This is a genomic window from Nitratireductor sp. GZWM139 (genome assembly GCF_030068685.1).
In the GTDB taxonomy this organism is placed as follows: Bacteria; Pseudomonadota; Alphaproteobacteria; order Rhizobiales; family Rhizobiaceae; genus Nitratireductor; species Nitratireductor aquimarinus.
This window is the reverse complement of sequence record NZ_JAMQML010000016.1, coordinates 105,318-113,952: the sequence shown is the minus strand read 5'-3', so window position 1 is coordinate 113,952 and position 8,635 is coordinate 105,318. Positions and strand designations below refer to the sequence as shown.

9 protein-coding genes are annotated in these 8,635 nt (G+C 61.3%); 2 read left to right on the top strand and 7 right to left on the bottom strand.

Annotation, left to right across the window (positions count from 1 at the left end):
- Positions 1-1,314, bottom strand: a 1,314-nt coding sequence (locus NDI72_RS18185) for an ABC transporter substrate-binding protein (protein WP_283801297.1), incomplete at its 3' end; no start/stop codon positions are given.
- 320 nt (positions 1,315-1,634) lie between these two features.
- Here NDI72_RS18185 and NDI72_RS18180 point away from each other — a divergent pair.
- Positions 1,635-2,426, top strand: a complete 792-nt coding sequence (locus NDI72_RS18180; protein WP_283801296.1) for a GntR family transcriptional regulator — start codon at positions 1,635-1,637, stop codon at positions 2,424-2,426.
- A 20-nt stretch (positions 2,427-2,446) separates the two neighbouring features.
- Here NDI72_RS18180 and NDI72_RS18175 read toward each other — a convergent pair whose 3' ends face one another.
- The 6 genes from NDI72_RS18175 to NDI72_RS18150 are packed head-to-tail and all read right to left on the bottom strand — an operon-like array spanning position 2,447 to position 7,923.
- Positions 2,447-3,319: a polysaccharide deacetylase family protein gene (locus NDI72_RS18175; protein ID WP_206545022.1), complete on the bottom strand. Its 873-nt coding sequence runs from the start codon at positions 3,317-3,319 to the stop codon at positions 2,447-2,449.
- Positions 3,320-3,348: 29 nt separating this feature from the next.
- Positions 3,349-4,362 carry an ABC transporter ATP-binding protein gene (locus tag NDI72_RS18170; RefSeq protein WP_283801294.1) on the bottom strand — a complete coding sequence of 338 codons (1,014 nt, stop codon included), beginning with the start codon at positions 4,360-4,362 and terminating at the stop codon, positions 3,349-3,351.
- Positions 4,359-5,336 (bottom strand): ABC transporter ATP-binding protein, encoded by a 978-nt coding sequence (locus tag NDI72_RS18165; RefSeq protein ID WP_206545020.1) that lies wholly within the window; start codon positions 5,334-5,336, stop codon positions 4,359-4,361. Before NDI72_RS18165 ends, NDI72_RS18170 begins: the two co-directional genes overlap by 4 nt.
- Positions 5,333-6,214 carry an ABC transporter permease gene (locus NDI72_RS18160; protein ID WP_283801292.1) on the bottom strand — a complete coding sequence of 294 codons (882 nt, stop codon included), beginning with the start codon at positions 6,212-6,214 and terminating at the stop codon, positions 5,333-5,335. The genes NDI72_RS18165 and NDI72_RS18160 overlap by 4 nt, the downstream gene beginning before the upstream one ends.
- Positions 6,211-7,182 (bottom strand): ABC transporter permease, encoded by a 972-nt coding sequence (locus tag NDI72_RS18155; protein ID WP_206545018.1) that lies wholly within the window; start codon positions 7,180-7,182, stop codon positions 6,211-6,213. The genes NDI72_RS18160 and NDI72_RS18155 overlap by 4 nt, the downstream gene beginning before the upstream one ends.
- 39 nt (positions 7,183-7,221) lie before the next feature.
- Complete coding sequence (locus NDI72_RS18150; RefSeq protein WP_206545017.1) at positions 7,222-7,923, bottom strand: creatininase family protein; 702 nt, start codon at positions 7,921-7,923, stop codon at positions 7,222-7,224.
- Positions 7,924-8,065: 142 nt separating this feature from the next.
- Between NDI72_RS18150 and NDI72_RS18145 the strand changes: the two genes are divergently transcribed.
- Positions 8,066-8,635: a MarR family winged helix-turn-helix transcriptional regulator gene (locus NDI72_RS18145; protein ID WP_206545016.1), complete on the top strand. Its 570-nt coding sequence runs from the start codon at positions 8,066-8,068 to the stop codon at positions 8,633-8,635.

Sequence of the window (8,635 nt, the reverse complement as noted above, 5' to 3'; positions counted from 1 at the left end):
GTCTGAAAAAGCCCTTGCCAAGCGGGTCGTTCCACATATGACAGGATAACCCGCGCTCCAGCCCCATGCGAAGAAGGGCGTCTGCCCGGAATTGATCGACTTCAGATGCGTGCCGCGCTCCACCAGCTCGACATCCACCGGCATGTTCAAAACTTCTTGGAGCTGGCTTGCGAAATAGAGGTGCTGGTTCTTGTTGGGCTCGGTCGTGCTCAGCTTGACCGGCGGCAGGCCCTCGCCATTCGGATAGCCGGCCTCGGCGAGAAGCGCCTTGGCCTTTTCCGGGTCGTATTCGATCTTGGGCAGGTCCGGATTGTAGCCGGCGACACCTTCCGTCACCTGGCCGTAGAGCGGCTTGGCTGCCCCGCTGTAAAGGCCGGCGATCATCGCGTCCTGATCGAGCGAGCGGCAGACGGCCTCGCGCACCCGCTTGTCCTTGAAGGGCTCATAGAGATCGGAATTCATGGCGAGGTAGCGAACCTGCGCGCGCGCCGCCGTGATGGCGCGCTCCTTCAGTTCGGGGTTGCCCAGCACGCGGCGCATGCTCGGCCCGTCCACGACCATCACGTCCAGATCGCCGGTCTCGAACATGGCCATGGCTGTTTCCGGCGAGGGGATCACCACGAATTCGACGCCATCGATGGCAGGCGCGCCACCCCAGTAATCGGCATGGGCCGCCAGCTCGACCTTCTGGCCGCGGCTCCAGTTTTCGAACTTGAATGCGCCCGTTCCTGCGGAGACCTTGTTGTACCATTCAGGGCCTGCCTCTTCGACAATGCCGCTGTCGAACAGGTAGATCGGATAGATCGGAAACAGCACGTCGGGTCGCGTGAAGGCCACTTCAACCGTGTAATCGTCCACCACGGTGACGCCGGAAAGCGTGTCGGCGCTTCCATCCTTCATGGCGTCTGCGCCGACCACGACATCCAGATAGGGCGCGTTGAGGCCCGCCTTGTTGCCGGGGCGCAGAAGCTCTTCAAAGGAGAACTTCACATCTTCCGCCGTGAACTCACGGCCGGAGTGGAATTTCACGCCTTCACGCAGCTTGAAGCGGAAGCCGAGATTGCCTTCCAGCGGTTCCCAGCTTTCCGCCAGCGCGGGGATCACCTGTCCGTCCGCATCGATGGCGGTGAAGCTTTCATACATGTTCGAGATCACCTGACCGGCGATCAGCTCCGAATAGGTGATCGGGTCGATCATGGACGGATCGGCTGCGATGTTGACGCGCAGATCGGCCGCCATGGCGCTGCCGGATCCTGCCAGAATGGCGGTGGCCAGCGCCGTCGCGCCGAGTGCTTTCTTCAGATCGATAGGCATGTACTCACTCCCCTCATTCAAGCTGCCCGATATGTTCAGGCAAAGAGATATCGTCGGCAGAGCCGGTTCGGTCTGCCGCAAATTCCTGTTCATCCAGTTGAGCGTCGTCGCTGCCTGGCGGCCGCCGTTTCGGCAGCCTGCCTTTAGAGCAACAATGTCGAGCCGGTATCGCCCCTCACCGTTTCCGACAACGTCCTCTGATCCTGTCTCCGGTTTGACGTTAGACTCGAAACGCGGTTTTCGCAATATGCATATGCATTATTGCGAAAGGGCGCTCTCGCACCCTCGACAAGGCCGGAAGGGGGAACTAAGGCTGGGGCATGGGCAAGCTCGAAAACACGCCGACAAAGCGAGCGAAGAATGGCGCGGGACGACGCGTCACGCTGCATGAGAAGATCCAGACGGATCTGGAAACCCGCATCCTTTCAGGGCAGTGGCACACCGGCTATCGCATCCCGACCGAAAAGGAGTTGAGCGAGCACTACGCCTGTTCGCGCATCACTGTTTCCAAGGTGCTCATGCTTCTGGCGCAGAAGGGGCTGATCGAGACGCGCAAGCGCGCCGGCAGTTTCGTCCGGCGTCCCATGGCGCATTCGATTATCCTGCAGATCCTCGACCCGGCCAGCGTTGCCGAGCAGATGGGACAGCCCTATCTCTATGAGTTCATCGACCAGGTGGAGCGCGAGGCAGATGCGGATGATTGCGCGCATCTGCGCACGCAGCAGGACGACCGGGACAATGTGCTCGCCGTCCGCTGCCGGCACCATATCGGGGATCGGATCTATTGCTATGAAGAGCGTCTGATCAATCTGGACCTGTTGCCCGAGGCCCGGTCCGTGGATTTTGAGACGACACCGCCCGGCGACTGGCTGATCGACCATCTGCCGTGGCGTTCGGGCGATGTGGAAATCGGTTCTGCGCTTGTCGACGAGACGCTGTCAGACCGGCTCGCGCTCGCCCCCGGCGCTGCGGTCATGAACATCGAACGCGTGATCCACGCCAATGGCGCGGCGGTGTCCTATGGCATGGCCTGGTACGCCGGCGACATGACCAGACTCAAGGCGCAGTACGACACCGCTCCGCTCACTCTGGCTGGATCACCGGCGTCGTAAGCTGCCGGAACCTGGGCTTTTTAATCGGCCACAAAACGCGCAATGTCGGCGTGGGTCGCGCACCACACATCGTCATGCGATTTGATGTGGGCGATGAGCTCTTCAAGGATGAAAATCCGTGATCGATAGCCACTGACATGGGGATGCATCGTCAGGAGGAATAGCCCGCCTTCGGCATAGGCGCGGTCGAATTCGCGCTTGAAGATGTCGAGAACATCCGTGGGCGGCGTATAGGGGCGCAGCGCCTGAAAGCGGTTCATGTTGAAATAAACCGCATCGTCGCGGATCCACTCCACGGGGAGTTCCACGATGCCGGTCGGCTCACCATTCTCCACGATCTCATATGGATCGTCATCGGCCATCAGCGAGCTGTCGTAGAGGAGCCCGAGTTCGCGCTCGATCTCCAGCGTCACATCCGAGAAATCCCAGGAAGGCGTCCGCATGCCCACTGGCCGGATGCCCGTGATCTTCTCCAGCGTGTCGGCGGCGCGCAGATGAAGCTCGCGCTCCTTGTCGGCGGGAACCTTCGTGTTGAGTTCGTGGATCCAGCCATGGAGGCCGACTTCATGTCCTTCGGCGACAACGCGGCGCTGTTCGTCCGGGTAGAGCAGCGCACAGACGGCTGGAACGAAGAATGTGGCGGGAACGGAATTCTTGCCAAGAACATCAAGGATGCGTGGAACGCCGACGCGGTTGCCATATTGTCCCTGCGACATGCGGCCGATGGATTCGCCGCCGTCACGAAGCTCGTTTGTCTCGTGATCGCTGTCGAAGGAAAAGGCGACGGCGCAGCGCGCGCCATTCTTCCAGCTTTGGGGTTTTAGAGAACGGCCTGCGCGGACCTTGTTCACCTTCGAGCGCCAGATTTCCTCGCTCCATTCCCAGGGTTCCATGTTGTTCTCCGATTGAATGATGAAAACGATCAGCAGGCGGTTTCGAGCGCCGGCACGAGATGGCAGGCGGCCCGTCGGCCAATGCCGGTTGTAACGAGCGCGGGGCGAACGCTTTTGCATTTTTCCAGTGCTACCGGGCACCGCGCGTGGAAATGACAGCCGGGCGGCGGGTTCTGCGGTGAGGGAAGCTCGCCTTCGATAGGCTTGAAGACGACATCGATGTCGTCATCGATTTCCAGCTTGGGCACGCTGTCGAGCAGAGCCTGCGTATAGGGGTGTTGCGGCGTTGCATAGACTTCGTCGGTCGCACCTTCCTCCACGATGCGGCCGAGATACATGATCGCCACGCGGTCGCAGAGATGACGCACCACCGAAAGGTCGTGCGAGATGAAGAGAAGCGTCAGATTGAGCTCTTTGCGCAGCTTCATCAGAAGATTGATGATCTGCGCCTGAATGGAAACGTCCAGCGAGGCAACCGGCTCGTCGCAGACGATCAGGTCAGGCTGCATGGCAAGCGCGCGGGCAATGGCTATGCGCTGACGCTGACCACCGGAGAACTGGTGCGGGTAGCGGGTCGCAAAGTCCGGGTCGAGGCCAACCGCCTCCAGCGAGCGGCGCGTGTAATCCGCAGCATTGGCCCGTGTGGTCAGCCCGTGGGCGATGGGCCCTTCCGAAACCGTGTCGACGATGCGCATGCGCGGGTCGAGCGAGGCGAAGGGATCCTGAAACACCATCTGCACGCGCGTGGTGATTTTGCGGGGGCGCACGCCATCGGACATGACCGGCGCATCATCGAGCAGGATGCGCCCCTCGGTCGGCACATGGATGCCCGCGATCATGCGTCCGAGGGTGGATTTGCCACAGCCGGATTCACCCACGAGGCCAACAACCTCGCCCCGCGCAATCGTCAGATTGACGCCGTCGACCGCGTGAACCGAGCGCGGCGGCTTCTGCACGCCAAGCCATGTGGCGACCTTGTCGCCGAAGGTGATGCCGGGGGAAAATCGCTTGGCGGCATCCTCGACCGTGAGAAAGGCGTTCATGCCGCGCTCCTTTGCGTTTCGGGATGATGGCAACGGAAGGTGCGGTCCGCCTCCTGGCTTTCCGGCGGAACTGTTGCGCACAGGGCGTCCGCTCGCGGACAGCGGGGAGCGAAGGCGCATCCTTCCGGCAGGTTGAGAAGCGAGGGTGTCGCGCCGGGGATCTGGGTCAGGGGCTGGCCGGGTTCGGTGCGCGATGGAAGCGAATCCAGAAGCCCTCTGGTGTAGGGGTGTCTGGGCGCACGCAGAACCGCCCCCACCGGACCGGATTCGACAATGCGCCCGGCATACATGACGGCGATGCGGTCCGCGATGGAAGAGACCGTCGCCAGATCATGGCTGATCCAGATCATCGCCATTCCGAACTCGGTCACCAGCGTTTTCATCTCCGCAAGGATCTGCGCCTGAATGGACACATCGAGCGCCGTCGTCGGCTCGTCTGCGATGATGACCTTGGGCCGGTGCAGAAGCGCGATGGCAATGGCGACGCGCTGGCGCATGCCGCCGGAGAACTGGTGCGGGTAGGCGTCGAGACGGGTTTCGGGAGAAGGGATGCCGACGCGGGAGAGCACTTCGATGGAGCGGGCGCGGGCGGCTGCCTTCGATACGCTCTCATGGGCTTCGATGGCGAGCCGCATCTGTGTGGCGATGCTCAGGACCGGATTGAGCGTCATCATCGGGTCCTGAAAGACCATCGCGATCTCCTTGCCGCGGATGCGGCGCAGGCCCTTGGTCGACATGCCGACCAGATCGCGTCCTTCATAGCGCACCGAACCCTCGACGATGCGGCCCGGCTCGTCGACCAGCCCGATCAGGGAGAAGCCGGTGACGCTTTTGCCGGACCCGGATTCGCCGACGAGGCCAAGGACCTCGCCGCGCTGGAGCGCGAATGAAACACCGTCGACGGCCTTGGCGGTGCCCGCCATCGTGGGGAAGTGCGTTTTCAGGCCGGAGACTTCAAGCAGTGGTGCGGTCATCGTTTCAGCCTCGGATTCAGTTGGTCGCGGATCTGATCGCCCACCAGATTAATGGAGACGATGAGAATGATCAGCGCGACACCGGGATAGATCGAGATCCAGTAGCGACCGGACAGCAGATACTGGAAACCGTTGGAGATGAGCATGCCGAGCGACGGCTCGGTGGGCGGCAGTCCAACGCCAAGGAACGACAGCGTGGCTTCGAGCGCGATGGCGCTCGCTACCTGCACGGTGGCCACCACGATCAGCGGCGGAAGCGAGTTGGGGAGGATGTGGCGCAGGACCACGCGCCGCGCGCTGAGCGGTGTCGAGAGTGCAGCCTCCACATAGTCCTTGTGGCGTTCGGCCGAGGCTGCGCCGTGGGCCGTGCGGGCAAAGTAAGCATATTGCGCGAACACCAGCGCCATGATGAGCTGCCATGCACCCTGGCCAAGCAGGGCCGCGATCACGAAGGCAAGCAGGATTGCGGGGAACGATAGCTGCAAATCGATGATGCGCATCACGATCGCTTCGAACCGCCCGCCAAGATAGGCGGCGGATGTGCCGACGACTGCGCCAATGCTGAAGGCGATGGCGCCGGCCAGCAGCCCCATTTGCAGGGAAATGCGCAGCCCATACAAAATCGCGGACAGGAGATCGCGACCCTGAGAGTCCGTGCCAAGCAGATGCAGCATGCCGGTGGTGCCGACATAGCCCGGCGGGCGTCTTGCATCGCGCAGAACCAGACTTGCCAGATCATAGGGGTTCTGGGGCGCTACCAGCGGAGCGAAAATCGCCAATATGGCGATCACGAGCACGACGATTGCCGCGATTGTCGCCGTTCTGTTGCGTGTGAACTCGTGCAGAAAGCGGCCGAGCAGCGTGTTGCGGGACATCATGCGCGCGCCCTCCGAAGTCTGGGGTCGAGCACCGCATAGGCCATGTCGACGAAGAAGTTGATCAGCACGAACAGCAGGGCGACAAGCATCAGATAGGCGACCATCACCGGACGGTCGAGCGAGGTGATGCTGTCGATGATCAGTTTGCCAAGGCCCGGCCACGAGAAGATGGTTTCGGTCACCACGGCAAAGGCCATCGTGGAGCCGAGCTCAAGGCCGAAGATCGTCACGAGGGGAATGGCGATCAGGCGCAGGACGTGGCGCACCAGCACGGTTCTTTCCGATATGCCTGCCGCCCGGGCGAACTTGATCGTGTCTGTGAGCATGATCTCACGCGTTCCGGCTCTGGCCAGACGGATCATCATGGCGAATTTGAAAAGCGCGAGGTTGATCGCCGGCAGCAGCATGTGCTGCAAACCGTCCACCGTCAGGAAGCTCCATTCGATGCCGAAAAGCGATGCCGTCGCGCCCCGTCCACCGGCAGGCAGCCAGCCTAGCTGCACGGCAAAGGTCATGATCAGAACCAGGCCGATCCAGAAGCTGGGAACCGAAAAGCCGAGGATCGAAAGACCCATGATGATCTTGGCGGCGGGCGTGTCGTGCTTGTAGCCCGCATACATTCCAAGCGGAATGCCGATCAGGCTTGCACCGACGACGGCGAACAGAACCAGTTCGAGCGTGGCGGGCAGGCGCGACAGGATCAGTTCCGTCACGGGCATGTTGTAGACGAAGGATTCTCCGAAATCGCCATGCAGCATGCGGCCAAAGAAGGTGAAATATTGTTGCCATAGCGGCTGATCGAGCCCGTATTGCGCGATAACCTGTGCGCGGATTTCCTGCGTGGCGTCGGGCGATATCAGCACGTCGATCGGATTGCCGACCGCAAATACGCCGCAGAACACCAGCACGGACATGGCGATGATGACGATCATCGCCTGCCACACGCGCTGAATGATGAAACCGATCATGTTGCTTTTTGTCCCCTCGCTTTATCGGTTTTGCTTCAGTCAGTCCCAGGCGCCGTCCAGAAGCTCTCTGGCCTCGCTGATGGCCACCTCCCAGATGGCCGTCATCTCCTCGTCTGGGCGCTGGTAGAAACCGTGATAATTGCCGTCGCCAAGGAGTTCGCGCTTGCGTCCGGCATCGACCCGGGCGAGCCGCGCATAGTCGATGCGGGGCTTCTGCGGTTGCGGCATCTCGACGCCCGCAAGGCGGGTCCACGGGAAGTTTTCCATCCATGACGCATGCGATGCGGCCGGGTCGGTTTCCTGAACCTTCGCCCAGACCTTCGGTGCGCGCCACCAGTCATGGAACTTCACGCTGGCGTCCCGATGGGCGTTCAGCCATTCCGAAACGAGCGCCGTGACGGGCGTGTTGCCGCCGTGACCGTTGACGATGAGGATGCGGCGGAAGCCCGAGCGATACAGGCTGTCGAGCAGGTCTTCGACCAGCGCGACATAGGTTGAAAGCCGAAGCGACACGGTGCCGGGATAGTCGGCAAAGCTGGCCGCGAGGCCGTAAGGCACGACCGGAAACACGGGTATGCCGAGAGGAGCGGCGGCCTCTTCGGAAACGCGCTCGGCGAGGATCATGTCCACCGCCAGGCTCAGATAAGCGTGCTGTTCGACGCTTCCGAGCGGCAGAACGCAGCGGTCATCCTTCGCGGCTCGTTCCTCGACCTGCATCCAGTTCATTTCGGCAATGCGCATTGGGCACCTTGTCTGCTTCTTGTTGTTTATGGCTCGGTCCTGTCGACCGCTTTTAGTTTCATACGGAACAATAAAAAGATATTGACGGCGACTAAACGTTGCGTCAAGTTCCATATGGAACAAAAACACGAAAGGAAATTTCGTGAACGATCATCGGGAGGCGGGCTCCGCCACGCGTGGATTTAGTGATTTGGTGATGGGCGGCGGCATGACCGAAAGCGCCACAGGCGCTGTGGACGAGCTGGTCGGCGTCAAGCTGTGGGAGAACCCCTGCTGGTTCTCGTTCCGGCTGAACTACCTCGCCCTCGGGTTCAACATTCCCGTCTACAACTGGATCGAGAAGGAATACGGCCTGCCGCGGCCTGAATTCGTCGTGGTTTACTCGATCGGGCTCAAAAGCGGCATCGCAGCGCGCGACATCTGCTCGTCTTCGGGCTTTCCGCGCAACACGATCAGCCGAGCCGTCCAGAAGCTTTTGGACAAGGACATTATTCTGCGTGAAGTCGCGCCAGACGACCAGCGCAGTTTCGTTCTGCACCTGACTGACAAGGGGCGGAAAATTTTCGACGAAACACTCCAGCCGATGGTGGAGCGCGAGAACACCATTCTCGCCAAACTCACCCAGGCTGAACGTCTGATGCTCTCCGAGCTTCTGGCGAAAATGGTCGTCGATTCAAAGAACTGGCCAACCAGCATCAATCCAGAGGAGTAG

Bases quoted from the DNA above. Each gene is read 5' to 3' on its own strand.
- NDI72_RS18150 (WP_206545017.1), bottom strand. From the start codon at position 7,923: ATGCGCATTGCCGAAATGAACTGGATGCAGGTCGAGGAACGAGCCGCG.
- NDI72_RS18160 (WP_283801292.1), bottom strand. From the start codon at position 6,214: ATGATGTCCCGCAACACGCTGCTCGGCCGCTTTCTGCACGAGTTCACA.
- NDI72_RS18155 (WP_206545018.1), bottom strand. From the start codon at position 7,182: ATGATCGGTTTCATCATTCAGCGCGTGTGGCAGGCGATGATCGTCATC.
- NDI72_RS18180 (WP_283801296.1), top strand. From the start codon at position 1,635: ATGGGCAAGCTCGAAAACACGCCGACAAAGCGAGCGAAGAATGGCGCG.
- NDI72_RS18175 (WP_206545022.1), bottom strand. From the start codon at position 3,319: ATGGAACCCTGGGAATGGAGCGAGGAAATCTGGCGCTCGAAGGTGAAC.
- NDI72_RS18165 (WP_206545020.1), bottom strand. From the start codon at position 5,336: ATGACCGCACCACTGCTTGAAGTCTCCGGCCTGAAAACGCACTTCCCC.
- NDI72_RS18170 (WP_283801294.1), bottom strand. From the start codon at position 4,362: ATGAACGCCTTTCTCACGGTCGAGGATGCCGCCAAGCGATTTTCCCCC.